This is a genomic window from Vibrio sp. D173a (assembly GCF_030248475.1).
Map to the genome: position 1 here is coordinate 1 of NZ_JAHGAH010001643.1, position 578 is coordinate 578.

The following is a 578-nucleotide window of genomic DNA, read 5'->3' on the forward strand; positions in this document are numbered from 1 at the left end:
ATGCAACAACGGCCGGTTGCAGCATGTAGGTAATCCAAGTGTTGTCTGCGTAGTACGCTTCAAACGGCACACGCCAGTAAGTCAGTATCGGAATAATAATGGCGAGACTGATCAACAGAGGGCTACACAGCGGCGAATTCACCTTTTGGCTAATCCAACGGGCAAATAGAAATACAACAATGGTCAACAGAATCCACATGTTATTTACCCTTCATAATAATTCGGTCTAAGAACCAAGAGAGCGACACTAGAACGATAAGCGTGCCGCCAATTGCGCTAGCTAAAATAGGCAGGGCGTTGGCAACCAACATGTCGAAATGCTCCATGAGCCCAACACTGATAGGTACAAACAGAAGGATCATGAAACCGATGATCAAGCTCGCACCGGGTTGTACCCAGTGAGGTGGGATGATTCCGATCACCATCGCAAAGAAAAGCAGCAGCATGCCAAAGATACTTCCGGGAATCGAAGTATCAAGAAGGCTCTGAATGGCATTACCTGCTGTCAGTGAGCCGATGATCAAGGTAAACGAGATCATCAGGTACACGAGTTGGATCAGTCTCTCTTTCAAAAGGGG

General features: G+C 47.2%; 2 protein-coding genes. Both read right to left on the reverse strand.

The genetic code is table 11. The annotated features are described in order from the left end of the window. Positions 1–199, reverse strand: a 199-nt coding sequence (locus KIV40_RS35295) for an LrgB family protein (RefSeq protein WP_285354135.1), incomplete at its 3' end; no start/stop codon positions are given. 1 nt (position 200) lies between these two features. Beyond that, on the reverse strand, positions 201–572 hold the full coding sequence (locus tag KIV40_RS35300) for a CidA/LrgA family protein (protein ID WP_285354136.1): 372 nt from the start codon (positions 570–572) through the stop codon (positions 201–203). Positions 573–578 lie beyond the last annotated feature (6 nt).